Origin of the sequence: Variovorax sp. YR266 (assembly GCF_900107295.1) — a bacterium.
Lineage (GTDB): Bacteria > Pseudomonadota > Gammaproteobacteria > Burkholderiales > Burkholderiaceae_C > Variovorax.
On sequence record NZ_FNPM01000012.1, the window covers coordinates 98,700 to 125,001 of the forward strand.

26 protein-coding genes and 1 tRNA gene are annotated in these 26,302 nt (G+C 65.4%); 18 read left to right on the forward strand and 9 right to left on the reverse strand.

All coding sequences use genetic code 11. The features are described from left to right. Window positions 1-18: 18 nt before the first annotated feature. From BLW48_RS26775 to BLW48_RS26785, 3 genes are all read right to left on the reverse strand, one after another. Window positions 19-351, reverse strand: a complete 333-nt coding sequence (locus tag BLW48_RS26775; protein ID WP_093178480.1) for an Ogr/Delta-like zinc finger protein — start codon at window positions 349-351, stop codon at window positions 19-21. Beyond that, window positions 348-779, reverse strand: coding sequence for a helix-turn-helix transcriptional regulator (locus BLW48_RS26780; protein WP_093178481.1), 432 nt, complete (start codon window positions 777-779; stop codon window positions 348-350). Before BLW48_RS26780 ends, BLW48_RS26775 begins: the two co-directional genes overlap by 4 nt. A 163-nt stretch (window positions 780-942) precedes the next feature. Next, the gene (locus BLW48_RS26785; protein ID WP_093178483.1) at window positions 943-1,215 is read right to left on the reverse strand and encodes an Ogr/Delta-like zinc finger protein; all 273 of its coding nucleotides are present in this window, start codon (window positions 1,213-1,215) and stop codon (window positions 943-945) included. A 341-nt stretch (window positions 1,216-1,556) separates the two neighbouring features. Between BLW48_RS26785 and BLW48_RS26790 the strand changes: the two genes are divergently transcribed. Then, a complete protein-coding gene (locus tag BLW48_RS26790) occupies window positions 1,557-3,968 on the forward strand; it encodes an AAA family ATPase (RefSeq protein ID WP_093178484.1) in 2,412 nt (803 codons plus the stop codon). Window positions 3,969-4,203: 235 nt separating this feature from the next. Here BLW48_RS26790 and BLW48_RS26795 read toward each other — a convergent pair. Next, window positions 4,204-4,278 (reverse strand) — tRNA-Arg (locus BLW48_RS26795). A 43-nt stretch (window positions 4,279-4,321) separates the two neighbouring features. Further along, a complete protein-coding gene (locus tag BLW48_RS26800) occupies window positions 4,322-4,993 on the reverse strand; it encodes a TetR family transcriptional regulator (RefSeq protein ID WP_093057697.1) in 672 nt (223 codons plus the stop codon). Between the two features lie 177 nt (window positions 4,994-5,170). Here BLW48_RS26800 and BLW48_RS26805 point away from each other — a divergent pair, with 177 nt between their 5' ends. The 4 genes from BLW48_RS26805 to BLW48_RS26820 all read left to right on the forward strand — a co-directional run bounded on the left by BLW48_RS26805 (window position 5,171) and on the right by BLW48_RS26820 (window position 11,764). Then, window positions 5,171-6,442, forward strand: a complete 1,272-nt coding sequence (locus BLW48_RS26805) for an efflux RND transporter periplasmic adaptor subunit (protein ID WP_093178486.1) — start codon at window positions 5,171-5,173, stop codon at window positions 6,440-6,442. Window positions 6,443-6,460: 18 nt separating this feature from the next. Beyond that, window positions 6,461-9,622, forward strand: coding sequence for an efflux RND transporter permease subunit (locus tag BLW48_RS26810; protein ID WP_093079004.1), 3,162 nt, complete (start codon window positions 6,461-6,463; stop codon window positions 9,620-9,622). After that, window positions 9,615-11,036: an efflux transporter outer membrane subunit gene (locus BLW48_RS26815; protein ID WP_093057700.1), complete on the forward strand. Its 1,422-nt coding sequence runs from the start codon at window positions 9,615-9,617 to the stop codon at window positions 11,034-11,036. Before BLW48_RS26810 ends, BLW48_RS26815 begins: the two co-directional genes overlap by 8 nt. Before the next feature lie 116 nt (window positions 11,037-11,152). Continuing rightward, window positions 11,153-11,764: a c-type cytochrome gene (locus BLW48_RS26820; protein WP_093057701.1), complete on the forward strand. Its 612-nt coding sequence runs from the start codon at window positions 11,153-11,155 to the stop codon at window positions 11,762-11,764. A gap of 47 nt (window positions 11,765-11,811) precedes the next feature. Here BLW48_RS26820 and BLW48_RS26825 read toward each other — a convergent pair whose 3' ends face one another. From BLW48_RS26825 to BLW48_RS26835, 3 genes are read right to left on the reverse strand one after another with little or no spacing between them, the layout of a single operon-like run. Next, the gene (locus BLW48_RS26825; protein WP_093178487.1) at window positions 11,812-12,381 is read right to left on the reverse strand and encodes a DUF2946 family protein; all 570 of its coding nucleotides are present in this window, start codon (window positions 12,379-12,381) and stop codon (window positions 11,812-11,814) included. Between the two features lie 4 nt (window positions 12,382-12,385). Beyond that, on the reverse strand, window positions 12,386-13,408 hold the full coding sequence (locus BLW48_RS26830; RefSeq protein WP_093178489.1) for a YheT family hydrolase: 1,023 nt from the start codon (window positions 13,406-13,408) through the stop codon (window positions 12,386-12,388). 53 nt (window positions 13,409-13,461) lie between these two features. Continuing rightward, complete coding sequence (locus BLW48_RS26835; protein ID WP_093057704.1) at window positions 13,462-13,914, reverse strand: YybH family protein; 453 nt, start codon at window positions 13,912-13,914, stop codon at window positions 13,462-13,464. 217 nt (window positions 13,915-14,131) lie between these two features. Here BLW48_RS26835 and rutA point away from each other — a divergent pair, with 217 nt between their 5' ends. From rutA to rutF, 6 genes are read left to right on the forward strand one after another with little or no spacing between them, the layout of a single operon-like run. Next, on the forward strand, window positions 14,132-15,244 hold the full coding sequence (gene rutA / locus BLW48_RS26840; RefSeq protein ID WP_093057705.1) for a pyrimidine utilization protein A: 1,113 nt from the start codon (window positions 14,132-14,134) through the stop codon (window positions 15,242-15,244). A gap of 13 nt (window positions 15,245-15,257) precedes the next feature. Next, window positions 15,258-16,049 (forward strand): pyrimidine utilization protein B, encoded by a 792-nt coding sequence (rutB, locus tag BLW48_RS26845; RefSeq protein WP_256330941.1) that lies wholly within the window; start codon window positions 15,258-15,260, stop codon window positions 16,047-16,049. 22 nt (window positions 16,050-16,071) lie between these two features. Further along, entirely contained in the window at window positions 16,072-16,464 is a 393-nt protein-coding gene (gene rutC, locus BLW48_RS26850) for a pyrimidine utilization protein C (protein ID WP_093057706.1), read from the forward strand. A gap of 5 nt (window positions 16,465-16,469) precedes the next feature. Then, window positions 16,470-17,276 (forward strand): pyrimidine utilization protein D, encoded by an 807-nt coding sequence (gene rutD / locus BLW48_RS26855; RefSeq protein ID WP_093178490.1) that lies wholly within the window; start codon window positions 16,470-16,472, stop codon window positions 17,274-17,276. Beyond that, window positions 17,273-17,875 carry a malonic semialdehyde reductase gene (locus BLW48_RS26860; protein WP_093178492.1) on the forward strand — a complete coding sequence of 201 codons (603 nt, stop codon included), beginning with the start codon at window positions 17,273-17,275 and terminating at the stop codon, window positions 17,873-17,875. The genes rutD and BLW48_RS26860 overlap by 4 nt, the downstream gene beginning before the upstream one ends. Window positions 17,876-17,887: 12 nt before the next feature. Further along, window positions 17,888-18,442, forward strand: a complete 555-nt coding sequence (gene rutF, locus BLW48_RS26865) for an NADH-dependent FMN reductase RutF (RefSeq protein ID WP_093178493.1) — start codon at window positions 17,888-17,890, stop codon at window positions 18,440-18,442. Window positions 18,443-18,454: 12 nt separating this feature from the next. On the opposite strand, the gene rutR is transcribed toward rutF, so the two are convergent. Then, window positions 18,455-19,162, reverse strand: coding sequence for an HTH-type transcriptional regulator RutR (gene rutR, locus BLW48_RS26870; protein ID WP_093057710.1), 708 nt, complete (start codon window positions 19,160-19,162; stop codon window positions 18,455-18,457). 206 nt (window positions 19,163-19,368) lie between these two features. On the opposite strand from rutR, the gene BLW48_RS26875 reads away from it, so the two are divergent. The 7 genes from BLW48_RS26875 to BLW48_RS26905 all read left to right on the forward strand — a co-directional run bounded on the left by BLW48_RS26875 (window position 19,369) and on the right by BLW48_RS26905 (window position 26,302). After that, on the forward strand, window positions 19,369-20,370 hold the full coding sequence (locus tag BLW48_RS26875) for an isopenicillin N synthase family dioxygenase (protein WP_093057784.1): 1,002 nt from the start codon (window positions 19,369-19,371) through the stop codon (window positions 20,368-20,370). Window positions 20,371-20,465: 95 nt separating this feature from the next. After that, complete coding sequence (locus tag BLW48_RS26880) at window positions 20,466-20,852, forward strand: VOC family protein (protein ID WP_093178495.1); 387 nt, start codon at window positions 20,466-20,468, stop codon at window positions 20,850-20,852. A 68-nt stretch (window positions 20,853-20,920) separates the two neighbouring features. Beyond that, the gene (locus BLW48_RS26885) at window positions 20,921-22,027 is read left to right on the forward strand and encodes a BMP family ABC transporter substrate-binding protein (RefSeq protein WP_093057712.1); all 1,107 of its coding nucleotides are present in this window, start codon (window positions 20,921-20,923) and stop codon (window positions 22,025-22,027) included. 4 nt (window positions 22,028-22,031) lie between these two features. Further along, complete coding sequence (locus tag BLW48_RS26890) at window positions 22,032-23,561, forward strand: ABC transporter ATP-binding protein (RefSeq protein WP_093178496.1); 1,530 nt, start codon at window positions 22,032-22,034, stop codon at window positions 23,559-23,561. 19 nt (window positions 23,562-23,580) lie between these two features. Next, window positions 23,581-24,702, forward strand: a complete 1,122-nt coding sequence (locus tag BLW48_RS26895) for an ABC transporter permease (protein ID WP_177142421.1) — start codon at window positions 23,581-23,583, stop codon at window positions 24,700-24,702. Beyond that, window positions 24,699-25,631 carry an ABC transporter permease gene (locus BLW48_RS26900; RefSeq protein WP_093178499.1) on the forward strand — a complete coding sequence of 311 codons (933 nt, stop codon included), beginning with the start codon at window positions 24,699-24,701 and terminating at the stop codon, window positions 25,629-25,631. Before BLW48_RS26895 ends, BLW48_RS26900 begins: the two co-directional genes overlap by 4 nt. Then, complete coding sequence (locus BLW48_RS26905; protein WP_093178501.1) at window positions 25,628-26,302, forward strand: cysteine hydrolase family protein; 675 nt, start codon at window positions 25,628-25,630, stop codon at window positions 26,300-26,302. The genes BLW48_RS26900 and BLW48_RS26905 overlap by 4 nt, the downstream gene beginning before the upstream one ends.

A 26,302-nucleotide genomic window follows, 5' to 3' on the forward strand; every position in this document is an offset into this window, starting at 1 on the left:
CGATGCAGGCGGCGGGCTTCATGGCGAGTCCCCGCGCGTTGCGTTGGGCACTTCGTCGTCCGGGCCGCCGATGATTTCGCCCGCGGGAGGCAAGTCCGCCGTGCGCAACCTGTCGAGCGCATCGCGAAGCCGGTTGCGATGCACGACCAGCGACAGCGGCACGTTCAGGCCCGTCATGATCTGCGTGGGCAGGCGCAACCAGCGATGCACCTCGCCCAGCAGCACGAACGCAGCGCCGCACGCCGAATTGCCGCAGCTGTAGCTGATCTCTGTCACGAGGGTGGACGGTTGCCGTGTGCGCGTTGAGGTCGCGGGATGGCCGCAGTTCGGACACTTGATGTGCAGCCTCATGCATGGGCCTTGCGCTTGGCAGTGGGTCGATGCGAAGCCGCCTTGCGGGACGCGGGTGCGGCGCTCTTCTTGACCGGCGCTTTCTTTGTCGGCGCCGCCTTCGTCGATGCCGCATGCTTGGGGCGCGGCTTCGCAGACTCGACCTGCGCAGTTGGCTCCGTGACCGAAGGCCGGGCGGCGATCCAGCGGTCAATCTCCGACTTGCGCCACGCCACCGCGTAGTCGGTCACCCGCACGGCCTGCGGGAAGGTACCGGCTTTCACCGCTTCGTAGATGCTGCTCTTGCCCAGGCCTGTGAGAAACCGGACCTCGGGCAGGCGCACCAGGCGGTCGGCATTCACGATATCGGCGGCATGTGAAGCAGCGGCGGCGCGCGCGGCTCTGTCGCTCTTGCCCGACCCATCCGGCGCGTGGTGGCTTGTACGCATGTTCACTCCTTTTCCTCGTTCGCTTTGCTTCGGTGTCGTCCATAGTCGGCCGCCGCGTTCAGGCGGCCAAGCTCGTCCGTAGTTGCACAGCCTGTGCAAACACGGGTCTCAAAAATCTGTGGGGTCCGCGAGTCAGTTGCGGGCGATGCGCAGCGCGGCGGCGCTAGTCCACCGGTGGCGGCGAACCAGCTACCGGAAGGCTCTGCAGCTGCTCGATCAGCACGCGGCGGCGCAGGTGAGCGCTCAGCGGAAGCCGAACGCCGTGATTCGGGATAGCCGAGGGCGACACCGTGCGATTGATCTCGGTGACCGCTGCAAAGACATGCCCCCACGCCGTGTTGCTGCAGGCGTAGTAACTCTCGCGGGTGAGGCTGGAGATTTCGCGGCTGGTGCGGACGTGCGCCGGGCTCTCGCAGTGAGGGCAGCGCATCTTCATACGCTTCGTGCCTTCATCGACGGGGCTGCAACGGGCTGGTTTCTTTGCATGCGCCAATGGTCCGTCGCCGTGCGCAGTTGACCAAGGACTTCCGGTTGTATAAGCCGGTTCTACAACTCAAAGTCTGCAATTCGAATCGGCAATGGCTTCTTGGTGGATCTTGGACTCAAGACTCCTTACCTAATCTGGACATCGCTCACGCAGCTTGGCTGAAAGGCACGCGTGCGGATACGATCCGTCGGCGATACGTCGGCACGGCTGGAGCAGTTCTCGGCATCGAAGATTGCGGTGTGTCGCGCGGGGCGATGTAGATCCAAGACCAAACAGAATCGAGGACGCGCATGCAAGACAACATCGATCAAGCCTTCGACGCATTCGAGAGACTGCTGGTTGAACTGCCCGCATTCGAGGCAACGTTAGACAACGAAGCCGACATTCGGCTCAAGGTCATTGACACCGTATTGATGGATGTTCTCGGTTGGACAAAAGCCGAAATCTCTCCCGAAGAGCCATCCGGTCCCGGGTTCCTCGACTACAAGCTCTCCGTGGAAGGCGTCGGCCGAGTCGTGGTCGAAGCGAAGAAAGCAAGCCGTGAATTTGGCCTAGCAGGACGAGAGGCTGGCGCAACTTACAAGCTGTCAGGCCCCGTATTCAAGAACGACGACTTGCAGGAGGGCATTAGGCAAGCGATCCAGTACTCGGCGTACAAGAACACTGAGCTTGCCTGCGTCACCAATGGCTTCGAGTGGGTCATTTTTCGTAGCAACCGCATCGGTGACGGTACCAACACGCTGGATGGAAAAGCATTTCAGTTCGACTCACTACAAAGCATTCGAAGCAACTTTCGCATCTTTTTCGATTTGTTGGATCGAAGCAAAGTGGCGAACCTGGTGTTTCGAGCTCTCTTCCAAGAAGCAGAGGGAAAGATCATTCGGCATGGCGGCTTCAGGAAAGTCCTACGCCCAGCAACCTCGGCGGTTTTCCTGAGTCAACCAGAAATCATCCCCGAGCTAGACCGGCTGATGACATCTTTTTTCCAGCGGCTATCTGACGAACGAGACCGGGAGATGCTCGAATACTGCTTTGTTGAGACCAAAGAGAGTCAAGCCGCAGAGAAACGACTGATGCGCCTTGCGGAAGATCTTGTAGGTCACATCAGAGCGTTAGATACGCAGTCCGGCATACAGCTATCAGATTTGTTAAGCAGGGCGACCGCAGCGAGTCTGAATCAGTTCATTCTGTTGGTAGGAACCAAGGGGGCCGGCAAAAGCACTTTCATTCATCGATTTTTTAATAGCAAGCTTTCGGCATCGCTTAGAGAGTCAGTCGTGCCGATCACCGTCAACTTAGCGGATAGCGACGGGGATGAGAGCTCTGTGCTCGATTGGTTGCGCAGGCAACTGCTTGCCAAGGCGGAGCTGGCCCTTGCCGACGATGCTCCGACATGGGAAGAACTCATTGGTCACATGTTCTTCGGCGAGTACCAGCGCTGGAGCACGAGCACCATGGCGCCGCTGTACAAAGCCGACAAGGAGCAATTCAAAGTCGAATTTGGCAAGCATGTGGAGGCAATCCGGAGAGAGAACCCTGTTGACTACATACACGGTCTTCTACGCAACTTTGTCAAAGGCCGAAAGCGACTACCCTGCTTGATCTTCGACAACGCGGACCATTTCAGCATCGATTTTCAGGAGCGAGTCTTTCAATTCGCGAGATCGCTCTTTGAGCGAGAAGTCTGTGTCGTACTTATGCCAATAACCGACAAGACCAGTTGGCAGCTTTCACGACAAGGGGCCCTTCAGTCCTTCGAAAATGAAGCCCTTCTTCTGCCAACTCCATCGGCCAAACAAGTGCTTGAAAAGCGCATCAACTTCGTCCTCAAGAAGATGGACGAGGACGCGCATAAAGATCGCGGAAGCTACTTTGTCGGCAAAGGAATACGCGTGGGTGTCCCTGATCTGATGAAATTTGTGCGAGGTCTTGAAGAGGTTTTTCTGAATACAGACAAGGCTGTCTATGTGATTGGTCAGCTCGCAAACCACAGCATCAGAGAAGTGCTGGAGCTGGCACGCGACATAGTTAACTCACCGCACATCGGTTTAGATGAAGTCTTCAAAGCATATGTCTTAGGTAGCGCCGTACACATTCAAGACTATAAGACCCGCAAGGCCCTCATCCGCGGCCGATACGACATATATGTCCCCAGCAGTTCCAAGTACACACACAACGTGTTCGACCTGAACACCGAACTCGATACATCCCCGCTCTTGGGACTACGGATTCTTCAGGCGTTGAAAGACGGGGTGGTGATGTCCGGAGACACGAAGAGCAGGTACACATCAAAAGCAGACCTACAGAGCTACATGCTTGCCATGGGGTTCGAACACAGAGCGGTGTCGTTATGGTTGGACGCACTGCTCAAGAAGGCGCTGGTATTGAACTACGACCCCACACGCATAGATGCGGAGACGGCAACACAGTTGGAGATCTCACCTTCCGGTGAACTTCATCTCTATTGGGGACGGGGAAACTACGACTACTTGCTTGCTATGGCGGAGACGACTGCTTTACTTGATCCTGGATCGTTTGCTGCGATGGAGAACGCGAGCAGAGGGCAAGGAAGCAGACGTGTACAAGAAGTGATCGGTGTGTTTGTTTCGTATCTCAAGGGGGAAGATCACCTGTTCTGCAGAGCGCCCGATCATGAAAGTTACTCGGGTCAACACGAACTGGCCTTCAGACTTGGCAGCTAGCGCCTCATCCAAGCGCGAGCCGGCGGACGAAGACGTCTTACTGAAGATCACAGCATTCCCACTCACCAAGAGTTCAAAGCTCGCGGGGGAAAGTGCCCCCAGTTCAGGGAGATGTGCCCCCTATTGCCCCCGGATGACAGCGGTCGCAGATGGACCACTACGGACAGGCGTATGATCGTTTTCAGAGGGGAAATAAAAAAATCCGGAAGAGTTTGAACTCATCCGGATTTGTAACTGGTCCCGCCGCCAGGAATCGAACCTGGATCTCAGCCTTCGGAGGGCCGAATTCTATCCGTTGAAATACAGCGAGGAATTGGGGTCCGGCATGCACCGGAGCCACGCATTATCGCCTATCAGGCGGCGACCGTTTCGGCTTCAGCCGCAACAGCGGTGCCCGGCAGCGGCCGGGCGAACCCAAGCCCCGCCAGATAGACCCGGAAAGTGCGCCTTCCAGTCTGCACCAGGTCGAAGGCCTCGGGGTCGAGCAGCCAGTTCTGGATGAGCCCGCTGATGAGTGCGTGCAACCCCTGCGCCGCCGCGTTGCCCGGCAGCGGCAGCTTGATATGGCCGCGGCGCGCGGCCAGGCGCAGGGCCTTCTCGAAGTCGCCCACGCAGGCGTTGCGGGCGTCGAGGTGGCGCTGTTGCACCGAGGCCATGTCGTGGGTGTATTCGACCTTGTGGGTCGCCACATCGAATACGCGGCGCACCTGGGGGTCGGTGGCCATGAGGGTGAGCGCGTGGATCATGCCTTCCTCGATCTCGGCCAGGGGGTCGTCGGTGACGCCTGCGGTGGCGGGCTTCGGCGCGGCTTCCAGCGGCAGGATGACCCGCTCCATCATCGCGTTGAAGAGGTCGGCCTTGTCCTTGAAATGCCAATAGATGGCGCCGCGCGTCGCGCCGGCCTGCTGCGCGATCTGCTGCAGCGTGGTCTGCGAAACGCCCTGCGCCTGAAACAGCAGCTCCGCGGCATCGAGCAACCGATGCCGCGTGGCCAATGCTTCTTCTTTCGTCCGACGTGCCACCAAGTCTCCTGATTTGTAAAGACAACGCCCTCTATGTATCGTGGGGCCATTCGCGGTTGTCACTATACATCCATGAATGTATGTAAACTCGCCGGTTTCCTCGATGGCCCACCTGGCTACACAGGTTTCCGGTTTGTTCCGCGAACGCGCCATCTCCCGTCTTCGCTTCAAAGGAATCGCATGCCTCTCCTGCATGTTTCGCGTCATTCGTCCTTTTCGCCGCGTCTCGCGACCGTGGCCGCCGTCGTCCTGCTGGTCCTTGCGGGCTGTGGCAAGAGCGATGCGCCCGCCGGTCCGGGCGGCGCCGGCGGTGGTGGTGGCCATCCCCCTGCACCCGAGGTGGGCGTGGTGGTGGCTGCGCCGACCGATGTCGGCCTCGTCACCGAACTGCCCGGCCGCCTCGAGGCCTCCCGCGTCGCCCAGGTCCGCGCCCGTGCCTCGGGCATCCTGTTGAAGCGCGAATTCCGCGAAGGCAGCGACGTGAAGGCCGGCCAGCTGCTGTTCCGCATCGACCCCGCCCCGCTGGTGGCCGCCACGCAGAACGCCCAGGCCACGCTGGCCCGCGCCGAAGCCAATGCAGTGCAGGCCAAGGCCCTCGCCGACCGCTACAAGCCGCTGGTCGAAGCCAATGCGGTCAGCAAGCAGGAATACGCGACCGCCGTGGCCTCTGCCAAGCAGGCCGAAGCCGATGTGGCCTCGGGCCGCGCGGCGCTGCAGACCGCCAAGATCAACCAGGGCTACGCCGACGTGACCTCGCCCATCGCGGGCCGCATCGGCCGCGCCCTCGTCACCGAAGGCGCACTGGTGGGCCAGGGCGACGCCACCGAGCTCGCCGTGGTGCAGCAGATCAACCCGCTGTACGTGAACTTCACGCAGTCGGCCTCCGACGCGATGAAGCTGCGCCGCGCCGTGGCCGCCGGCCAGTACAAGCGCGCGAGCGGCGAGGAAGCCGCAACCATCCGCGTGGTGCTGGAGGACGGCACCGACTACCCGCTGGAAGGCAAGCTGCTGTTCTCCGACCTCACGGTCGACTCCACCACCGGCCAGGTCACGCTGCGCGCCGAAGTGCCCAACCCCAAGGGCGAGCTGCTGCCCGGCCTGTACGTTCGCGTGAAGCTCGAACAGGCACAGGCCACCAACGCGATCACGCTGCCGCAGCAGGCCGTCACGCGCACCCAGCAGGGTGACACCGTGTCGGTGGTCGACAAGGACGGCAAGATCAGCAAGCGCACCGTGAAGATCAGCGCCGCCAAGGACAACCAGTGGGTGGTGCTCGATGGCCTGAAGGCCGGCGAGCAGGTGATGGTCGACGGCTTCCAGAAGCTGCAGATGATGCCGCCCGGCACGCCGGTGAAGGCCGTCCCCTGGACCAAGCCGAACCCGAACGCTGCGGCCACGCCGGCCGCAGCGGGGTCCGCACCGGCGGCGCCTGCCGCGGCCGAGAAGAAGTAATCAGGAGCGCGCCCGCAAATGGCCAAATTTTTTATCGACCGACCGATCTTCGCCTGGGTGATCGCACTGTTCATCCTGGTGGTGGGCGGCGTGTCAATCACCCAGCTGCCGATCTCGCAGTACCCGCCGGTGGCGCCCCCCGCCATCGTCATCAACGTCGCCTACCCCGGCGCCTCGGCCCAGACGCTCGAGGACAGCGTGCTGTCCGTCATCGAGCGTGAAATGAATGGCTCGCCAGGCCTGATCTACATGGAATCGGTGGCTCAGGCCGACGGCACCGGCTCCATCACGATCAGCTTCGAGGCCGGCACCAACGACGACCTCGCACAGGTGGACGTGCAGAACCGGCTGTCGCGCGCAACGCCGCGCCTGCCGGCTGCCGTGACGCAGCAGGGCGTGCGCGTGGACAAGTCGCGCAACAACTTCCTGATGTTCGTGATGCTGTCCTCGGACAACCCGAACATCGACCCGGTGGCGCTCGGCGACTACACCGCGCGCAACGTCGTGCCCGAGCTGCAGCGCGTGGTCGGCGTGGGCCAGGCCCAGCTGTTCGGCTCCGAGAACGCGATGCGCGTGTGGATCGATCCGGCCAAGCTGCAGGGTTTCAACCTGTCGGCGACCGACGTCAACAACGCCATCCGTGCACAGAACGCCCAGGTGTCTTCGGGCACGCTCGGCGACCTGCCCAACATCCCCGGCCAGGCCATCGCGGCCACAGTGACCGTGAACGGCCAGCTCGTCAACGTTGAGCAGTTCAAGAACATCGTGCTGCGCGCCAACACCGATGGCTCGACCGTGCGGCTGAAGGACGTGGCACGCGTCGAACTCGGCGGCCAGTCGTATGCCACCTCGGCCCGCCTGAACGGCGTGCCCGCGGTCGGTATCGGCGTCCAGCCCACGCCCAACGGCAACGCGCTGCAATCGGCCAAGGCGGTTCGCGCCAAGATGGCCGAACTCGAGCGCTACTTCCCGCAGGGCGTGAAGTGGAACATTCCGTACGACAGCTCGCGCTTCGTGCAGATCTCGATCACCGAAGTGGTCAAGACGCTGCTGGAAGCCGTGGCGCTGGTGTTCGTGGTGATGTTCCTGTTCCTGCAGAACTGGCGCTACACGATCATCCCGACCATCGTGGTGCCGATCGCGCTGCTGGGCACCTTTGCCTCGCTGCTGGCGCTCGGCTTCTCGATCAACGTGCTGACCATGTTCGGCATGGTGCTGGTGATCGGTATCGTGGTGGACGACGCCATCGTGGTGGTGGAGAACGTCGAGCGCATCATGAGCGAGGAGGGGCTGCCGCCTCTCGAAGCCACGCGCAAGGCCATGAAGCAGATCTCCGGCGCCATCATCGGCGTGACGGTGGTGCTGATCTCGGTGTTCGTTCCGCTCGCGTTCTTCGCGGGTTCGACCGGCAACATCTACCGCCAGTTCTCGGCGGTGATGGTGGCTTCGATCGCCTTCTCGGCATTCATGGCTCTGTCGCTCACGCCGGCGCTGTGCGCCACGCTGCTCAAGCCGGTGGAAGCCGGCCACCATCACGAGAAGACCGGCTTCTTCGGCTGGTTCAATCGCGGTTTCGCGCGCACGGCCAAGGGCTATGAGAGCGTGGTCGCCCGCATCCTGCGCCGCGCTGCCCGCTACCTCGTGATCTACCTGGCCATCATCGGCGCGGTGGTGTTCACCTACACCCGCCTGCCGAGCTCGTTCCTGCCGCAGGAAGACCAGGGCAACATCATCGTGAACGTGCAGTTGCCGCCTGGTGCGACACAGGAGCGCGCGCTGTCGGTCATGCAGCAGGTCGAGGGCTTCATCCTGAAGCAGCCCGAAGTGCAGAGCATGGTGGGCGTGATGGGCTTCAGCTTCTCGGGCCAGGGCCAGAACGCGGGCCTCGCCTTCGTGACGCTGAAGGACTGGGATGAGCGCAAGGACCCGGCCCACTCGGCCAGCGCGCTGGCCGGCCGTGCCTTCGGTGCGCTGTCGGGCATCCGCGACGCCTTCATCTACCCGCTGAGCCCGCCGCCCATTCCTGAACTGGGCAATGCCAGCGGCTTCAGCTTCCGTCTGCAGGACCGCTCGGGCGCGGGCCACGAGGCGCTGATCAACGCACGCAACCAGCTGCTGGGCATGGCCTCGCAGAGCAAGGTCCTGGCGCAGGTTCGCCCCGACGGCCTGGAAGACGCGCCGCAGCTGCAGATCGACATCGACCGCGACAAGGCGAATGCGCTTGGCGTGAGCTTCGACGCGATCAACGCGACGCTGTCGACCGGCCTGGGTTCGAGCTACATCAACGACTTCCCGAACCGCGGCCGCCTGCAGCGCGTGGTGGTGCAAGCCGACGCTCCGGCGCGGATGCAGCCCGACGACCTGCTCAAGCTGAACGCCAGCAACACGCAGGGCCAGCCGGTGCCGCTGTCGGCCTTCGCGACCACCAAGTGGGTCACGGGCGCCACGCAGACGGTGCGCTACAACGGCTACCCGGCGATCCGCATCAGCGGCGACGCCGCCGCCGGCTATAGCACGGGCGCCGCAATGGCCGAGATGGAAAAGCTCGCCGCGCAGCTGCCGCAAGGCTTCGGCTTCGAGTGGACCGGCCAGTCGCGCGAAGAAAAGCTCGCGGGCTCGCAGGCCATCGTGCTGTACGGCTTCGCGATCCTGGCGGTGTTCCTCTGCCTGGCCGCGCTGTACGAAAGCTGGTCGATCCCGCTGTCGGTGATTCTGGTGGTGCCGCTGGGCGTGCTGGGCGTGCTGGTGGCGACGATGCTGCGCGCCTATTCGAACGACGTGTACTTCCAGGTGGGGCTGATCACCATCATCGGCCTGTCCGCGAAGAACGCGATTCTGATCATCGAGTTCGCCAAGGACCTGCAGGCGCAGGGCAAGGGCGTCATCGAATCGGCGCTGGCCGCCGCCCACCTGCGGTTCCGACCGATCATCATGACCTCGCTGGCCTTCGGCCTCGGGGTGGTGCCGCTCGCAATCGCCTCGGGCGCCGGCTCTGCCAGCCAGCGCGCCATCGGCACCGGCGTGCTCGGCGGCATGGTGACGGGCACTGCACTGGCCGTGATCTTCGTGCCGGTGTTCTTCGTGGTGGTGCGCACCCTGTTCAAGGGCAGCGCGCGCCAGCATGAAGCCGACAAGCGACACGCCGAAGCCGCCGGCATCGCGGAGGAAAAACATGACTAAGAAACTGATTCCCACAGCCCTGGCTGCCGCGATGCTGCTGGCCGGCTGCTCGCTGATTCCGACCTACGAGCGCCCGGCGGCGCCTGTGCCCACCACCTACCCGGGCGACCCGGCGCAGCCGCCCGGCCAGGCCGCAGCCAACCTGCCCTGGCAGGACTTCTTCACCGACGCGCGGCTCGCGGGCCTGATCCAGACCGCGCTCGTGAACAACCGCGACCTGCGGGTGTCGGTGCTCAACATCGAGCAGGCGCGCGCGCAGTTCCAGATCCAGCGCTCGGCGCTGTTCCCGGCTGTGGGCCTCACTGGTTCGGGCTCGCGCTCGAGCCCGAACCCCTACCAGGCCTTCGACTCCAGCGTGGGCAGCGTGTCGTCGTCGTACAGCGTCAACCTGGGCTTCAACGCCTGGGAGCTGGACTTCTTCGGCCGCATCCGCGCGCTGAAGGACCAGGCGCTGGCGCAGTACCTCGCCACGGACGAGACGCGCAAGGCAGTGCAGATCAGCCTGATCGCGTCGGTCGCCAACGGCTGGCTCACGCTGCTGGCCGACGATGAGCTGCTCGAGATCACGCGCCAGACGATGGTCACGCGCGAAGAGTCGGTGCGCCTCACGAAGATGCGCTTCGACAACGGCGTGTCGTCGGAGCTCGACTTCCAGGCCGCCAACTCGCTGCTGGAAACGGCGCGCGCATCCTATGCGGAGCAGCAGCGCGCGCGCATGCAGGACGAGAACGCCCTCGCCCTGTTGCTGGGCGCGCCGGTACCGCCCGACGCCACGGCGGGCGGCATCAAGGGCCTGGACGGCATCAAGCCGATGCCCGACGTGCCGGCCGGCCTGCCTTCCGACCTGCTGGCCGAACGGCCCGACATCCGCTCGGCCGAGCAGCAGCTGATTGCGGCCAACGCCAACATCGGCGCGGCGCGCGCGAACTTCTTCCCGCGCGTGTCGCTGACGAGTTCCATCGGCACCGCGAGCAGCGAGTTCTCGGGCCTGTTCGATCGCGGTTCGAAGGCCTGGTCCTTCGCGCCGACGGTGACGCTGCCGATCTTCGACGCCGGCAGCAACATCGCCACGCTCGACTCGGCCAAGGCCGGGCGCGAAATCGCGGTGGCGCAGTACGAGAAGTCGATCCAGACCGCGTTCCGCGAAGTGGCCGATGCCCTCGCGGGCCGCGCCACGCTGGGCGAGCAGGTGCGCGCACAACGTGCGCAGGCCGATGCGGAGGCGGTGCGCTTCAAGCTCTCCGACCTGCGCTATCGCAACGGCATCGCCAGCGCGCTCGACCTGCTCGACGCACAACGCTCGCTGTTCACGGCGCAGCAATCGGCCGTGACCACGCGCCTGCTGCAGCTGCAGAACCAGGTCACGCTGTACCGGACGCTGGGTGGCGGCTGGGCCACACGCGACAAGGGCTGAGACGCCAAGGCGTCCGATAAGGGTGGTCCCTTGTCCGTTCGGGCAAGGGGCCTCTCTATAATCGCCGGTTGGTTAGGACAAGCCCCCCGACGAGCCCCCGATAATTGAGGACGCCAATGAGCGCAGACCCGCATTACCAGGCCACAGAAGAAGCCCACACCGGGCCGATCAAGAACCCGAAGCAACTGCTGCTCGCGGTATTTTTCTCCTTCATAGCCCCGATCCTGATCATCGTGGGTCTTGTCTCCTACGTGGTCTCGGGCACCAAGCCCGCAGGCATCGCGGAGGGCGACAGCATGTCGCTCTATGGCGTGACCAAGGAAGCGCGCGACCGCGAAGTGGCCGAACGCCTCAAGAAGGTTGGCGCCATCGAGATCCGCGACGCCAACCGCCCGCTCGCTGCAGGCGAGGTCGTGTTCAAGGCCCAGTGCGTCGCCTGCCACGGAGCGCCCGGCATTCCCGGCGCCCCGCACTTCCAGGACGCAGCCGCTTGGGGTCCCCGTATCGGCCAAGGCTATGCAACGCTCCTCGAGCATGCCCTGAAGGGCAAGGGCGCCATGCCCCCGCAGGGCGGCGGCGACTTCGAAGACCTCGAAGTGGGTCGTGCAGTGGTCTACATGGCCAACGCCGGCGGAGCCAAGTTCCCGGTGCCGGACCGTCCGGCCGCTGCTGCACCCGCTGAAGGTGCCTCGGGTGCGGCCCCTGCGGCCAGCGCTCCTGCGAAGTAAGCGTTTTCCCTAGTCACGCAAGAAAGCCGGCTCAGCGCCGGCTTTTTTCATGGCTGTGCGACAGGGGCTGGTGTGGCCGAGTCGGCGTGGCGCTCAGCCGGGCTCAGCACGTGTCCGAAGCGGCCGGGCAGCTCGCTGGCCTGCACCGCCTCCGGTATCCACAGCCCGCGTTCGACGGCCTCCGCAGCGATGCCCACGTCCTGCGTGTGCACCAGCCCGAGCCCGAAAGGCGAAACCAGATACAGCCGGCCGTCCTCGTCGAGCAGGCAGCCCGACACCTCGGTCGCCTTGCCCGTATGGGCCGTGACGGTGAAACCACTCCCCTCGTCTTCGGCGACCCGCCATACCAGCGGCGAAGCCTCCAGCTCCACATACACGCGCTGCGGCCCGTTCTGGAAGAACCACTGGCCCTCGTCGTCGTGCTCGTAGTTGCGATGGATGAAGTCGATCAGCTTGTCGTGCCGCAGCATCGAGCCCTTGGCCGCGCGGAACGGGCCCATGGCCTGTGTGCGGTCGTCGCGCATGTACCAGTTGCCGCGCGCGTCGAGGCCGAGCCAGCCGTAGCAGTGCGGCACGTTGGGCCACTTGGCCAATGCTTGTTTGACGATGTCGTCCATCGTGTCATTCTCGTCCTGGCGACAAGCCCCTACCGTCAGCCGAAGCGCCGCCATGCAGCTGCAGCCAGCCGCCCACCTGCTCCGGCATGCCGCGCACGTGCCCCGGCGGCAGCCCCATCGGAAAGCCGACATGCCCACCGTGCGCGGGCTGCCACAGCGTGACGTGCGCCCCCACCTCGCCGGGCTTCGGAAGGCTGCGCGCCGGAATGAACGGATCGTTGCGCGCATTCACCACCAGCGCAGGCACGCGGATCGAAGCCAGGTGCGGCTTGGCCGAGCCCCGCGACCAGTAGTCATCGACGTCGCGAAAGCCGTGCAACGGCGCGGTGAAGACGTTGTCGAAGTCGTAGAGGTTGCGCGACGACATCAGCCGCTCGCGGTCGAACAGGCCCGGAAACTGCGCCAGCTTGGCCAGCGCCTTGGGCTTCATGGTCGCGAGGAACATGCGCGTGTAGACCAGCTTGTTGAAGCCCTGGCCAATGGCCTCGCCGCCCGCCGCAAGGTCGAGCGGCGCGCAGACCGAGGCCACCGCGCCCACCACGCCCGAAGCGGTCTCGCCCGCTTCCGAGGCCCATCGCATCAGCGCATTGCCGCCGAGCGACACACCCGCAGCCAGCACCGGCCCGCCGCCCTTTTGCGCATGCTGGTCGCGCATGCGCGCCAGGATCCAGCCGATCTCCTCGAAGTCGCCCGAGTGGTATGCGCGCGGCGCCAGGTTCAGCTCGCCGCTGCAGCCGCGGAAATGCGGCACCGCGAAGGCCATGCCGCGGGACGCTGCAAAGGCAGCGAAGGCTTCGGCGTAGTGGCTGCGCGACGAGCCTTCGAGCCCATGGAACAGCACCAGCAGCGGCTTCGGGCCTGGCGCTGGCGCATCCACGAAGTCGACGTCGATGAAGTCGCCGTCTGGCGTAGGCCAGCGTTCGCGCCGGTAGACCGGGGCCGGCCCGTCGAAGCGCCGGGCGTAGAGCGCAGCCCAGATGGTCTGCAGGTTGCCGCCGGGCAGCCAGCGCGGCGCCGCGTAGTCCATCGTCTGGAGAACAGCAGGAGAAATAGCGGAAGAAGAAGCAGCGAAGGAAGGCATCAATGCAGGGTCTGGGGCGGATCGTTCGCGTCGTCCGGCTCGCGCGCGCTGCCCGGGCTCGCATGGTGCGCCACCATGCGCCAGCCCTGGGCGGTCTTGTGATAGACGTTGGTGGCAAGCACGAAGGCATGGCGCGGGCCTTCGGCCGTGAGCACCTCGATGCGCTCGAGCACGTTGTGCACGGCGCTGCCGAGCGACTCGATCTTGCGCACCCGCGCCGGCATGGCGTGGATCGCGCCGTTGCCGAACATCTGCTCGAAGGCCGCGCGGATCGCCACGGTCCCCACCAGCCGTGGGCCGCCGGGGTGCACGCAGAACACTTCGTCCTCGTCGGCCCAGCAGGCCATCAGCGCATCGATGTCGCCGCGTTGCAGCGCTTCATAGAAGGCCGCTTCGACGTCGTCGGCAGTGCCGCCGATGGCCGCGGCGGCGCGGAGTGGGGTCTTGGGCATTGCGCGATTTTGCCGCGCTGTCCGTGACGGCGGCACTGCACCGCTTTGGTCCGGGCTGCACCGTGCTGCCGCAATCCGGCCAGAACATCTGCTCCGTTTTGGACCAAATGGTCAAAACGCGGACGCCGATTTTCCATAAGTCATTGATTTCAAATGGCTTATCCAACTGGCACGGCGCATGCAAGGAGCTTCACGACCTCGCAACAGGAGCCCCTCCATGAACGTCGGCATCTTCATTCCCATCGGCAACAACGGCTGGCTGCTTTCCGAAAACGCACCGCAGTACAAGCCCAGCTTCGAACTCAACAAGCAGATCACGCTGAAGGCCGAGCGCTACGGCGTCGACTTCGCGCTGTCCATGATCAAGCTGCGCGGCTTCGGCGGCAAGACGGAGTTCTGGGACCACAACCTCGAGTCCTTCACGCTCATGGCGGGCCTCGCGGCGGTCACCAGCAAGATCAAGCTCTTTGCCACCGCTGCCTCGCTGGTCATGCCGCCGGCCATCGTGGCGCGCATGACGTCCACCATCGATTCGATCTCCAACGGCCGCTTCGGCCTGAACCTCGTCACCGGCTGGCAGCGGCCCGAGTATTCGCAGATGGGCATGTGGCCCGGCGACCAGTTCTTCGGCACGCGCTACCAGTACCTGAGCGAATACATCCAGGTGCTGCGCGACCTCTGGGGCACCGGCCAGTCAGACTTCAAGGGCGACCATTTCAAGATGGACGACTGCCGCCTGAGCCCGCAGCCGCAGGCCGACATGAAGGTGATCTGCGCCGGCCAGAGCGACGCGGGCATGGAGTTCTCGGCCAAATACGCCGACTACAACTTCTGCTTCGGCAAGGGCGTGAACACGCCCAAGGCCTTCGCGCCCGCGGCCGAGAAGCTCATCGAAGCCACCACGAAGACAGGTCGCCACGTCACCACCTACGTGCTGATGATGGTGATCGCCGACGAGACCGACGAGGCCGCGCGCGCCAAGTGGGAGCACTACAAGGCCGGCGCCGACCACGAAGCCATCGCATGGCTGGGCCAGCAGGGCGCGGCCGACACCAAGTCGGGCGCCGACACCAACGTGCGCCAGATGGCCGACCCAACCTCGGCCGTGAACATCAACATGGGCACGCTCGTGGGCTCGTATGAAAACGTCGCGCGCATGCTCGACGAAATGGCCGAGGTGCCCGGCACCGAAGGCGTGCTGCTGACCTTCGACGATTTCCTGCAGGGCGTCGAGGCCTTCGGCGAACGCATCCAGCCGCACATGAAGAGCCGCGCGCATGTGCAGAGCCCCGTGCCGTCGCGGGTCGAACCCGAACGCCTCGCGGCCTGAGCAGGAGCGTCACATGAGCACTCCCGCACGCAACACCACCCTCACATCGAACACCCCCGTTGGCGCACCGCGCCTGCCGGGCGCCCCGGCACCGCTGGTGCTGCCCGCACGCCCCGAGCCGCTGGCACTGCACGCGAGCGACTCCGCGCTGATCGTCGTCGACATGCAGAACGCCTATGCATCCATCGGCGGATACGTCGACTCGGCCGGCTTCGACATCTCCGGCGCGCAAGGCACCATCGCCAACATCGCGCGCACCATAGCGGCTGCACGCGCGGCCGGCATGCTGGTCGTGTTCCTGCAGAACGGCTGGGACGCGGCATACGTGGAGGCCGGCGGCCCCGGCTCGCCGAACTGGCACAAGTCGAACGCGCTCAAGACCATGCGTGCAAAGCCCGAGCTGCAGGGCAAGTTCCTCGCCAAGGGCGGCTGGGACTACGAACTCATCGAAGAGATGAAGCCGCAGCCCGGCGACATCGTCGTGCCGAAGACGCGCTACAGCGGCTTCTTCAACAGCACGCTCGACAGCACGCTGCGCGCGCGCGGCATCCGCCACCTGGTGTTCACCGGCATCGCCACCAACGTGTGCGTCGAATCGACGCTGCGCGACGCCTTTCACCTCGAATACTTCGCCGTGATGCTCGAAGACGCGACGCACGAACTCGGCGGGCCCGCGATCCAGAAGGCATCTGTCTACAACGTCGAGACCTTCTTCGGATGGGTCTCCACGGTGGAGCACTTCTGCCGCACCTTCGCACCCGCATCCATCACCCAACCCGCACCGGCCGAAGCGGCCACTGTCTGATTCTTTTCAAGGAGCTCTCTTCATGCCCAAGCAAGCCATCATCCCGCCCGGCACCGGCGTGCCACTCGCCCCTTACGTTCCCGGCACGCTCGCCGACGGCGTGCTCTACGTGTCGGGCACGCTGCCCTTCGACAAGGACAACAACGTGGTCCACGTGGGCGACGCGGCCGCGCAGGCTCGTCACGTGCTCACCATCATCCAGGGCGTGGTCGAGGCAGCGGGCGGCACCATGGACGACGTGACCTTCAACCAGATCATGATCAAGGACTGGGCCGACTACGGGAAGATCAACACGGTGTATGCCGAGTTCTTTCCCGGCACCAAGCCCGCGCGCTACTGCATCCAGTGCGGCCTGGTGAAGCCCGATGCCCTGGTCGAGATCGCCTCGATCGCGCACGTCGGCAAGAAGGGCTGAAGCACATGCCGTCGCTGCACTACGAAGTGCACGGGCCGTCCGATGCCGCAGCCACCGTGCTGCTGTCGTCGGGCCTCGGTGGCTCGGCCGGGTTCTGGCAGCCGCAGCTCGGCGCGCTGATTGCCGCCGGGCACCGCGTCATTGCGTACGACCAGCGCGGCACCGGCCGCAGCCCTGCCGCATTGCCAGAGATGTATGCCATCGAAGACATGGCGAAGGACGTGCTCGAAATCCTCGACGCCACGAACACTTCGCAATGCCACTTCGCGGGCCATGCACTCGGCGGCCTCGTGGGTTTGCAGCTAGCGCTCGACGCGCCTTCGCGCATTGCGAGCCTCGTGCTCATCAACGCGTGGTCGAAGCCCAACCCGCATTCGGCGCGCTGCTTCGATGCGCGGCTCGCACTGCTCGGCGCATGCGGCCCGCGCGCGTACGTGGAAGCGCAGCCGATCTTCCTGTACCCCGCAGCCTGGGCCGCCGAACACGCACAGCGCGTGACCGACGAAGTCGACCACGCCTTCGCGCACTTTCCGGGCGAGGCCAACATGCGTGCGCGCATCGCTGCCCTGCGCGCCTTCGACATCGACGCTCGCCTCGCCGACATCACCGCGCCCACGCTCATCGCCGCGGCGAAAGACGACACGCTCGTGCCCTGGACCTGCTCGCAGCGCCTGGCCGATGGCCTGAGCGACGTCACGCTCGACTTCATGCCGCACGGCGGCCATGCCCACAGCGTGACCGAAGCCGAAGCCTTCAACCGCAGCCTGCTCGACTTTCTCTCGCGGGTCAGCGCATCCGCCGTTCCAGCATGACCACAACTCTTGCATCCACACTCGACGACGCCGCGCTGTCGCTTCTCTTCACCGGCGCGCGCACCCACAACGGCTGGACCGACGAACCCGTCACCGACGCACAGCTGCAGCAGATCTATGCGCTGGCGAGCCTCGGCCCCACATCGGCCAACTGCTCGCCCGCGCGCTTCGTCTTCGTGCGCACGCCCGAAGGCAAGCAGCGCCTCGCACCGGCTCTCTCCAAGGGCAACCTCGACAAGACCATGGCCGCACCGGTCACGGTCATCGCCGCGTGGGACCGCAAGTTCTACGACAAGCTGCCCACGCTGTTCCCGCATGCCGATGCGCGCAGCTGGTTCACCGGCAGCCCCGAGGCCACGCACGAAACCGCCTTTCGCAATGCCAGCCTGCAGGCGGGCTACCTGCTGCTCGCAGCGCGTGCAGTGGGCCTCGATGCAGGCCCGATGTCGGGCTTCGACATGGCGAAAGTTGACGCGGCATTCTTCGAAGGCACCGACTGGACCGTCAACTTCCTCATCAACCTGGGCCACGGCGATGCGTCGAAGGTGTTCGGCCGCCTGCCGCGGCTGCCCTTCGACGAGGCCTGCGTGCTGGCCTGAAGGACTCACCACATGCTGCTGAATGCCATGGCCTCCCACGCTGCTTCATCGTCATCGAACCCCGCCGGCCTGCTGCCGAGCCTGGAGAAGGCCGACTACCGCAACGCGATGGCGCGGCTGGGCGCGGCGGTGAACATCATCACCACCGACGGCCCCGCGGGCCGCTCCGGCTTTACGGCATCAGCCGTGTGCAGCGTGACGGACGAGCCGCCGACGCTGCTGGTGTGCCTGAACCGTTCGGCCTCGGTGTACCCGGCGTTCAAGACCAACGGCGTGCTGTGCGTGAACGTGCTGGCCGCGGGGCACCAGTCGCTGTCCGCATTGTTCGGCGGCAAGACGCCGATGGACGAGCGCTTCGCCGCCGGCCAGTGGAGCCGCAAGACCACCGGTTCGCCGATGCTCGACGACGCGGCCGTGTCCTTCGACTGCCGCGTGGTGCATGCGACGAGCGCGGGCACGCACGACGTGCTGTTCTGCGAAGCGGTGGCCATTGTCATCGGTGGTGCGACGCAGGGCTTGATCTACTTCGACCGGCGCTATCACGAGATCGCGGCGCCGCCGCACTGACCTCCTCCCGAATCAGCGCGGCGTGATGCCTTGAAGAAAGATGCGCTGCACGTTCTCGACGGTCTTCTCGAAGAACGCCTCATCGTCCAGCGTATGCCCCGACAGCGCCTGCACCTGCACCCCGAAATCCGCGTAGTGCTGCGTCACCGCCCACAGCGCGAAGATCAGGTGATGCGGATCGACGGGCGCCAGCTTTCCCGCTTCGACCCAGGCGCGAATCACCTCAGATTTTTTCTCCACCAGCGTGCGCAGTTCGCGGTCGAGCTCGTCGCGCAGTAGCGGCGCGCCCTGGATCATTTCCAGGCAGAAGAGCCGTGATGCATCGGGCCTGTCTCGCGAAACCACGAGCTTGCGGCGGATGTAGTCGCCGATGGCCTCGCCAGGGTCCTGCTCGGCACTGAAGCCGCGCAGTGGCTCGAGCCACAGCGCGAGCAGATCGCGCAGCACGTTGACGTAGAGCTCTTCCTTGTTCGCGAAGTAATAGAGCAGGTTGCTCTTCGATACATCGGCGCGTGCCGCCACCTGGTCGATCGACGTGCCATGCAGGCCGAAGCGAGAGAACAGCCCCAGCGCCGCACCGAGGATCGCGCTGCGCTTGTCCTCGATCTGGCGCAGCCGGCGGCTCACCGCGGACGCACTGCGCACCGCAGGTTTTGCGCGCTTGCGCGCCGGGCTCTTCTCTTTGCTGGCACTGGCAGCCAGCGCTTTGGTCTTCGGCATCTTCCCTCGCTCTTGTTCGTTCGTTGGTGAATCGGCAGACAGCACAGCGCACCACTGTAAGGCCGTGGTGCATCGCCTTGCGCCGCAGCCGCCTTCGCAGCGCGTCGTTGCGCACCATGCTGACGCGACGAATGCGTTTTGTCCATTTGGTCCAACTGGCACAGACGTTGCATGGCGAAAGGCATGCCAAGCATGAGGAACCTGCCATGACCCTGCTGTCCGTCCCCATCATCGATCTAGCGCCCTACTTCGCGGGCACCGCCGAAGGCAAGGCCGAGGTCGCGAAGAAGGTCGACGAGGCCTGCCGCAGCATCGGCTTTCTCGTCATCACGAACCACGGCATTGCGCCCGAGCTGATCTCGCGCGTGTCGTCGCTCTCGCGCAAGTTCTTCGACATGCCATTGGGCGAAAAGCGCAAGGTCGACCGCCCGCGCGAAGACGCGGTGCGCGGCTACAGCGCGGTGGGCGAGGAAGGGCTCTCGTACAGCCTCGAAGAAGCGGCCCCCGGCGACCTGAAGGAATCTTTCTCTATCGGCCCGTCGAACGTGCCGCAAGACGACTACCACCGCGGCCCCGCCGCCGGTCCGCACTTCGAGCCCAACAGCTGGCCGCCCATCGAAGGCTTCCGCGAAGCCTACGAAGGCTACTTCGAGGCGATGAGCGATCTCTCGCGCTCGCTGATGCGTGTCTTTGCGCTCGGCCTGTCGCTGCCCGAGACCTTCTTCGACGACAAGATCGACAAGCACATCAGCATGTTCCGCGTGCTGAGCTATCCGCCGCAGCGCGAACAGCCGCTGCCCGGCCAGCTGCGTGCGGGCGCGCACAGCGACTACGGCAGCCTCACCATCGTGCTGCCCGACGACAAGGGCCTGCAGGTGTTCAACAAGGCCGGCCAGTGGGTGGACGTGCCGCAGGTCGAGGGTGGCCTGGTGGTCAACATCGCCGACCTCATGATGCAGTGGACCAACGACCAGTGGGTGTCCACGCTGCACCGCGTGATCAACCCGCCTTTCGAGATCGCGAGCACCAACCGCCGGCAATCGCTGGTGTTCTTCCATCAGCCGAACTACGACGCGATGGTCGAGTGCCTGCCTAGCTGCCTCGCGCCAGGGGAGTCGGCGAAGTACGCGCCGATTTCTTCTGGGGACCACCTGACCTCGAAGTTCGTCAAACAGACGACCTTTGGTGGCACGAAGGCGATGGCTTGAGATGACTGCCTGCTGTTCTTCGGGGTGCGATCACGCCGACGGCGTGCTCGCACCCCGAACAAGAACAACAGCAAACGCCCAATGAGCAACTGAACATGGCCCACCTCTCCTACGTCAACGTCTTCGCAAAAGACGTGGTCGCACTCAGCGGCTTCTACCAGCGCGTATTCGGCTTCCCCGAAATCGAAGCGATCCGCTCCCCCATCTTCCGAGGCCTGGACACCGGCAAGTCGAGCCTTGGCTTCAACGCACTCGATGCCTACGAACTGCTGCACCTGAGCGAGTTTTCAGACACACGCGGCGTCAAGTTCCTGCTGAACATCGACGTCGACAGCCAGGCCGACGTCGACCGCATGGTGCCGGTCGCACTCGAAGCCGGCGCCACGCTCGTCAAGCCGCCGTACGTCACTTACTACAACTGGTACCAGTCGGTGCTGCTCGATCCCGAGGGCAATGTGTTTCGCATCAACTTCATGATGTGACGTGCGCTGCGCTCGTTCTCTTTTTTCCGTCCTCCCTTTCTTCAAAGCCTCTCACCAAAGGTAGTCCCATGCAGTTGCGCACCCTCACTCCCGGCCTGGGCCTCGCGATGACCATCGCGGCCAGCGGCGCGTTCTTCACCACACTGCCCGCCGCGGCCGCCGACGGCTTCACGCTGAAGGACAAGCCGAAGATCGCGATGCTCTACTTCGGCCCGAAGAACGATGGCGGCTGGACGCAGGCCTTTGACGAGGCCCGCGTGAAGATCGAAAAGGAAATCGGCCAGAAGATCCAGTTCGTCGAGAACGTGCCCGAAGACGCATCGGCCATCAAGCCCGCTGCGGAGAAGTTCATCCAGCGCGGCGCCAACATCGTGATCGGCACGGCCTTCGGTTATTCCGACAGCTTCAAGGACCTGGCTGCCAAGTACCCCGATGTCGCCTTCCTCAACGGCTCGGGTACCACCAACGGCAGCAACCTCGAATCGTTCTACGGCCGCACCTACGAAAGCCAGTACCTCTGCGGCATGGCCGCAGGCGCCGCATCGAAGACGGGCAAGCTCGGCTTCGTCGCGGCCAACCCCTTCGGCGTTGTGAACTGGACCATCAACGCCTTCGCGCTCGGCGCGCAGAAGATGAACCCGAACGCCACGGTCAACGTGATCTACACCGGCGCCTGGAACGACCCGGTGAAGGAACGCGCCGCCGCCGCCGCGCTCATCGACCAGGGCGCCGACGTGATCGGCCAGCACGTCGACAGCCCCACGCCGCAGATCGTCGCGCAGGAGCGCGGCGTGTACGGCACCGGCCACCACCGCGACCTGCGCCAGTTCGCGCCCAAGGCCACGCTTTGCTCTTCGGTGTGGGTGTGGGACCGCTTCCTGACGCCTGAGCTGAAGAAGGTGATGGCCGGCAACTGGAAGCCCGCGCAGTACGGCGCCTTCATCGAGATGAAGGACGGCGGCACCGACATCGCGGGCTTCGGCCCCGCCGTGCCCAAGGACAAGGCCGCGGTCATCACCGCCGAGCGCGACGCGATCATGAAGGGCAAGCAGGTCTACGCCGGCCCGCTCGCCGACCGCGACGGCAAGGAGCGCGTTGCCAAGGGCGCGGTGCTGTCCGATGCGGACCTGTGGAAGATGGACTGGTTCGTCAAGGGCGTGGTCACGCAGAAGTAATTTCATGCCCAACAACGCGCTAGAACTCACTGGCATCCGCAAGTCCTTCGACGGCTTCGCGGCGCTGACCGACGCTCACTTTGCCGCGCGCTGGGGCGAGGTGCATGCGTTGCTGGGCGAGAACGGCGCGGGCAAGTCTTCGCTGATGAACATCGCGGCCGGGCTCTATGCGCCCGAGGCCGGGCAGCTGCTGGTGAACGACAACGCGGTGCGCTTCGCCGGTCCGCGTGACGCGGCAAAACACCGCATCGGCATGGTCCACCAGCATTTCAAGCTGGTGCGGCCTTTCACGGTGGCGCAGAACATCTTGCTCACCGCGCCGCCGCCGGCCGAGTTCCAAAGCCATGGCGAGCGGCTGCGCGAGATCGAGCGCGACATCCGCAACAAGGCCTCGGAGCTGGGTTTCGACATCGATCCGTCGAAACGCATCGATGCACTGTCGATTGCCGAACAGCAACGCGTCGAGATCCTCAAGGTGCTGCTCGCGGGTGCGCGCATCCTGATCCTCGACGAGCCCACGGCCGTGCTGACCGATCAGGAGGCCGCGCGCCTGCTGCAGACGGTGCAGGGCTTGGCGCGCGCCGGTTCCGCCGTGGTGCTGGTCACGCACAAGATGGCCGATGTGAAGACCTATGCCGACCGCGTGACGGTGATGCGCGGCGGGCGCACGGTGGCCACGCTGAAGCCGGGCGAAGCATCGGTCGCCGAGCTGGTGAAGCTCACGGTGGGTGAATCGATTGCCACGCAAGGATTCCAGGCTTCGACCGCATCGCGCGGCCCCGTGCGCCTTTCGGTGCGCGGGTTGCGCACACCCGCCTCGCCCGAAGGCCGGCGCGTGCTCGACGGCGTGAATCTCGAACTGCACGCGGGCGAAATCTACGGCCTGGCCGGTGTAGGCGGCAACGGCCAGGGCGAGCTGGCGGGCGCGATCATGGGCCTGCCGGGTGAAGCCACGGAAGGCGAGATACGACTCGAAGGCCACGGCGACCTGAAAACCATGGCCGCATCGGCACGCCGCGGCATCGGCATTGCAGCCATTCCGGCCGACCGCTACGGGCTCGCGCTCGCGGGTGGCCTTTCTGTCGCCGAGAACTACGCCATCGGCCGCGTGCACACCGGCCGCTACGGCCCCGTGTGGCGCCTGCGCCGCGGCCGCATCCAGAGCGACACGCAGGAGGCGGTGCGCGCCTTCGACGTGCAGGGCGTGCGCTCGGTCGCGCAGAAGGCCGCGCTGCTCTCGGGCGGCAATGCGCAGAAGCTGGTGCTCGCGCGCGAATTCGGCAAGTCGCCTACGCTGGTGCTTGCGCACAGCCCGAGCCGCGGGCTCGATGTGCGCGCCAGCGCCGAGGTGCACGCGCGGCTGCGCGCCGCGCGCGACAGCGGCGCGGCAGTACTGTTGATCAGCGAGGACCTCGACGAAGTGCTGCAGCTGGCCGACCGCGTGGGCGTGATGACGCGCGGACGCATCGCCGGCGAGTTCGCGCAGCCCGCCGACCGGCAGGCCATCGGACAGGCGATGGTGGACCATGGCTGATGCCTCGCTCTCCGTCGACATGGCACAAGCGCCCAGGACCCAGGTGAACTCGCAGCAGCACACACAACCGCTCGCGCGCCGCCGCTACGCGCTCGAAATCCGCCAGCACATGGCCTGGCGCTGGCAGGCGCTGATCCTCGCGGCCGCATTGCTCGTGGGCTTCGCCATCTCCGCGGCGATCCTCGTAGCCGCGGGCGTGCCCGCCGACGAACTCGCCAACGAGTTCGTGATGCAGACCTTCTTCGACGGCCAGAACTTCCGCGCCGTGCTGTTCCAGGCCGCGCCAATGATCCTCGTCGGCCTCGCGGGCTCCATCGCATTCCGCGCGCGCTTCTGGAACCTCGGCCTCGAGGGCCAGATGATCTGGGGCGCCATCGGCGCGACCACCGTCTCGATTTGGCAGATCGGCCCCGAGAACCTGCGCCTGCCGCTGATGTTTGCGGCAGCCGTCGGCTGCGGCCTGCTGTGGGTGCTGGGCCCCGCGTGGCTCAAGCTGAAGCTCGGCGTGAACGAGATCATCTCGACGCTGATGCTCAACTACATGGCGGCCAACTTCCTGCTGCACCTGGTCTACGGCAGCTGGAAGGACCCGAAGGACAACTTTCCGTACTCGCCGCAGTTCCGCGTGTTCGAGCGGCTGCCCGAGCTGGGTGCGGGCATCGGCAGTTCGATCCTGCTTGCGGGCATCGTCGCGCTGCTGGCGTGGTGGCTGGTGAGCGTGAGCCGCGTGGGGCTCTACCTGCGCTTCGTCGATGCGAACCCGCGCGTCGCGCATGCCAACGGCGTGCCGGTGCGGCGCACCATCTACGGCGCGGTGCTGCTGTCGGGCGCGATGGCCGGACTCGCGGGCTTCGCGGTGGTCGCGGGGCAGGAGGGCCGGCTCACTCAGGCCTTCTATCAGGGCTATGGCTTCTCGGGCATCCTCATCGCCTTTCTCGCGCGCAACAACCCGCTCGCGGCCACGGTGGTGGCGCTGCTGGTGGCGGCGCTGTTCGTCACCGGACGCAGCCTGCAGGTGTTCTACCAGGTGCCGTTCTCGATGGTGCAGCTCATCCAGGCGGTGATCGTGGTGTGCGTGGCGTCGAGCGACTTCTTCATTCGCCACCGGCTGCGCCGCGTGGGCGGGGAGGCTGCGCAATGAGCGGCAGCATCATGCTCAACTGGCTCGCGAGCACGCCTGACTTCGCGGTGCCGTATGCGCTCGCGGCACTCGGCCTCATCATCTGCGAGCGCGCGGGCGTGCTCGCGCTCGGCGCCGAGGGGCTGATGCTGGTCGGCGCACTCGCCGGCATCGGCGCGCAGATCGCCATCGGGCAGCCGGCCGTGTCGCTGGTGCTCGCGATGCTCGCGGCCAGCGTGGTGTCGGTGCTGTTCGCGGCAATGGTGATCTGGCTGCGCGTGAACCAGGTGATTGCCGGTCTCGCGCTGGTGTTCTTCTGCCAGGGGCTCACGGCGCTGGTCGGCTCGATGGCCGACTGGACCAACCATGCCACCGAAGGCATCGGCGCGATGGCGCTGTGGCCGTTGTCGCTGCTGCCGGTCGTGGGCAGGCTCTTCGAGCAGAACGCGATGGTGTGGCTCACGCTGCCGATCTTCGGCGCGGTGGCGTGGTTCTTCGCACGCACCTCCACCGGCCTGCGGCTGCGCGCGGTGGGCGAGAACCCGCAGGCGGCCGACGCGGCCGGCATCCGCGTGACGGCATGGCGCTTCGCGGCGGTGCTCGCGGGCTCGGCGCTGGTGGGGCTGGCGGGCGCCTACATCTCGGTTGTCAGCACCAAGCTGTGGATCGCGGGCATGACCGGCGGACGCGGCTGGATCGCGGTGGGCCTGGTGATCTTCGCGCGCTGGTCGCCGTGGAAGGCGCTGGTCGGCGCGCTGCTGTTCGGCTGCATCGAGGCGCTGATTCCGCAGCTGGCCGCAGCCGGCGTGCAGCTGCCGCAGTACTTCGTGATGATGACGCCGTATGCGGTGACGCTCGGCGTGATGGTGTGGGTCGCGCTCTCGCGGCGCGGCGCCGATGAAGAGCCCGGCGCGCTGGGCCAACCCTACGTGAGAGAAGAACGCCGATGAAGGCCTGGGTCTACAACGAAGAGCGCGAGCTCGACGCGGCGCAATTCGCCGACTACCTGAACCCCGCCACCACCGCGGTCGTCTCCATCGACATGCATCGGGGCCACCTCGACGACAGCCCCGACTGCCCCTGCCCCGCGCCGCGCGCACGCGACGTGGTGGCGCCCATCGACAGCTTCCATGACGAAGTGCGCGCGCTGAGCGTGCGCATCGTGCACATCAAGTCGGTGCTGCGGCCCGATGGCGTGGACGACATTCGCGGCATTCCTTCTGCATGGCGGCGCACCTTTCCGCTGCATGTCGGCGAAATTCCGAATGCCGACGCGCACGCCATCGAAGGCTCGAAGTGGACCGAGTGGGTCACGCGCGTCGAGCCCGGCGACATGCGCGTGGACAGCAAGCGCCGACTGTCGGCCTTCTACCCGACCGATCTCGACTTTCTGCTGCGCAACCAGCGCATCGAGACGGTGGTGCTCAACGGCGGCTTTACCGACTGCTGCGTGCTCAACACGGCCTTCGACGCCAACAACCACAACTACCGCGTGATCGTGCTGCGCGACCTGGTGCGCGGCACCGACCCGCACCTGGAGGGCGCGGCGCTGGCAATGGTGTCGCTGCACCTCGGGCTGGTGGTCGATTCGGCGGAGCTGCTGCGCCAGTGGCGCGGGTGA

Bases quoted from the DNA above. Each gene is read 5' to 3' on its own strand.
- BLW48_RS26775 (WP_093178480.1), bottom strand. From the start codon at position 351: ATGAGGCTGCACATCAAGTGTCCGAACTGCGGCCATCCCGCGACCTCA.
- BLW48_RS26780 (WP_093178481.1), bottom strand. From the start codon at position 779: ATGCGTACAAGCCACCACGCGCCGGATGGGTCGGGCAAGAGCGACAGA.
- BLW48_RS26785 (WP_093178483.1), bottom strand. From the start codon at position 1,215: ATGAAGATGCGCTGCCCTCACTGCGAGAGCCCGGCGCACGTCCGCACC.
- BLW48_RS26790 (WP_093178484.1), top strand. From the start codon at position 1,557: ATGCAAGACAACATCGATCAAGCCTTCGACGCATTCGAGAGACTGCTG.
- BLW48_RS26805 (WP_093178486.1), top strand. From the start codon at position 5,171: ATGCCTCTCCTGCATGTTTCGCGTCATTCGTCCTTTTCGCCGCGTCTC.
- BLW48_RS26810 (WP_093079004.1), top strand. From the start codon at position 6,461: ATGGCCAAATTTTTTATCGACCGACCGATCTTCGCCTGGGTGATCGCA.
- BLW48_RS26815 (WP_093057700.1), top strand. From the start codon at position 9,615: ATGACTAAGAAACTGATTCCCACAGCCCTGGCTGCCGCGATGCTGCTG.
- BLW48_RS26820 (WP_093057701.1), top strand. From the start codon at position 11,153: ATGAGCGCAGACCCGCATTACCAGGCCACAGAAGAAGCCCACACCGGG.
- BLW48_RS26825 (WP_093178487.1), bottom strand. From the start codon at position 12,381: ATGGACGACATCGTCAAACAAGCATTGGCCAAGTGGCCCAACGTGCCG.
- BLW48_RS26830 (WP_093178489.1), bottom strand. From the start codon at position 13,408: ATGGACTACGCGGCGCCGCGCTGGCTGCCCGGCGGCAACCTGCAGACC.
- BLW48_RS26835 (WP_093057704.1), bottom strand. From the start codon at position 13,914: ATGCCCAAGACCCCACTCCGCGCCGCCGCGGCCATCGGCGGCACTGCC.
- rutA (WP_093057705.1), top strand. From the start codon at position 14,132: ATGAACGTCGGCATCTTCATTCCCATCGGCAACAACGGCTGGCTGCTT.
- rutB (WP_256330941.1), top strand. From the start codon at position 15,258: ATGAGCACTCCCGCACGCAACACCACCCTCACATCGAACACCCCCGTT.
- rutC (WP_093057706.1), top strand. From the start codon at position 16,072: ATGCCCAAGCAAGCCATCATCCCGCCCGGCACCGGCGTGCCACTCGCC.
- rutD (WP_093178490.1), top strand. From the start codon at position 16,470: ATGCCGTCGCTGCACTACGAAGTGCACGGGCCGTCCGATGCCGCAGCC.
- BLW48_RS26860 (WP_093178492.1), top strand. From the start codon at position 17,273: ATGACCACAACTCTTGCATCCACACTCGACGACGCCGCGCTGTCGCTT.
- rutF (WP_093178493.1), top strand. From the start codon at position 17,888: ATGCTGCTGAATGCCATGGCCTCCCACGCTGCTTCATCGTCATCGAAC.
- rutR (WP_093057710.1), bottom strand. From the start codon at position 19,162: ATGCCGAAGACCAAAGCGCTGGCTGCCAGTGCCAGCAAAGAGAAGAGC.
- BLW48_RS26875 (WP_093057784.1), top strand. From the start codon at position 19,369: ATGACCCTGCTGTCCGTCCCCATCATCGATCTAGCGCCCTACTTCGCG.
- BLW48_RS26880 (WP_093178495.1), top strand. From the start codon at position 20,466: ATGGCCCACCTCTCCTACGTCAACGTCTTCGCAAAAGACGTGGTCGCA.
- BLW48_RS26885 (WP_093057712.1), top strand. From the start codon at position 20,921: ATGCAGTTGCGCACCCTCACTCCCGGCCTGGGCCTCGCGATGACCATC.
- BLW48_RS26890 (WP_093178496.1), top strand. From the start codon at position 22,032: ATGCCCAACAACGCGCTAGAACTCACTGGCATCCGCAAGTCCTTCGAC.
- BLW48_RS26895 (WP_177142421.1), top strand. From the start codon at position 23,581: ATGGCACAAGCGCCCAGGACCCAGGTGAACTCGCAGCAGCACACACAA.
- BLW48_RS26900 (WP_093178499.1), top strand. From the start codon at position 24,699: ATGAGCGGCAGCATCATGCTCAACTGGCTCGCGAGCACGCCTGACTTC.
- BLW48_RS26905 (WP_093178501.1), top strand. From the start codon at position 25,628: ATGAAGGCCTGGGTCTACAACGAAGAGCGCGAGCTCGACGCGGCGCAA.